The following is a 1,016-nucleotide window of genomic DNA, read 5'->3' as shown; positions in this document are numbered from 1 at the left end:
CGCACGTGTTTCCAGCCGCATACAAACCTCGCTCGAGGTTGTCGACAGCAGGAAAAAGACGAACGGTCCCAGGAACCAGAAGAAGAACAGCGACGGCCAGAAAACGACTGCAAGCAGCGCCCGGGCAGCCAGTGTGGTCAACTAGCCTGATCCATGAAGCGCGGGAACCAGCCTTCGTGAGCCGAGGAGAGTTCGCTGACCGGGATTGCCCTGGCGTCGCCAAGCTTCAGCGCGCTGCCGCCTGTGGAGCCGATCCACGGCGCGAAGATGCCAAGCTCGCCCTGCTGCTTGCGAATGGCGTCCCATTCGTCACCATGCGGGTCGATCGACAGCGTCAGCAGATAACGGCCCTGATCCTCGCCGAACCAGACCGGGATCGGGTCGGTGCCGACAAGGCCGGGAACGGTGGCGCCGATGCCGGACGCCATCACCATTTCGGCTAAAGCCACCGCGATACCGCCATCGGAAACGTCATGCGCCGCCGTGACGATGCCGGAGGCGATGAGCGCGCGCACATGGTCGCCGACGCGCTTTTCATGCTCGAGGTCGACCGGCGGCGGCGGTCCATCCGTGCGGCCGTGTATGTCCCTGAAATAGACCGATTGCCCGAGATGCGTTCCCCAGGACGCCGGCGCGCCGACCAGCAGGATCATTTGGCCCTCGGCCGCAAAGCCGGCCCGCACCATCTTCGACCAATCGGCGATCAGGCCGACGCCGCCGATGGTCGGGGTGGGCAGGATGCCCTGGCCGTTGGTCTCGTTGTAGAGCGAGACATTGCCGGAGACGATCGGGAATTCGAGCGCACGACAGGCGTCGCCGATGCCCTTCACGGCACCGACCAGCTGGCCCATGATCTCGGGCCGTTCCGGGTTGCCGAAATTGAGGTTGTCGGTTGCGGCCAGCGGCAGAGCGCCGGTGGCGGTCAAGTTGCGCCAGCATTCGGCCACCGCCTGCTTGCCGCCCTCGTAAGGGTCGGCCTCGCAATAGCGCGGCGTCACGTCGGACGAGAAGGCGAG

1 protein-coding gene is annotated in these 1,016 nt (G+C 65.5%); it reads right to left on the bottom strand.

Translation table 11 applies throughout. The features are described 5' to 3' along the window. Positions 1-137 precede the first annotated feature (137 nt). Positions 138-1,016 (bottom strand): AIR synthase related protein (locus tag EN884_RS36900; protein WP_245492063.1); only part of this gene is annotated, 879 nt, incomplete at its 5' end.

Origin of the sequence: Mesorhizobium sp. M7A.F.Ca.AU.001.01.1.1 (assembly GCF_004022735.1) — a bacterium.
GTDB classification, from domain to species: domain Bacteria; phylum Pseudomonadota; class Alphaproteobacteria; order Rhizobiales; family Rhizobiaceae; genus Mesorhizobium; species Mesorhizobium ciceri.
This window is presented reverse-complemented; position numbering and strand designations above follow the sequence as displayed.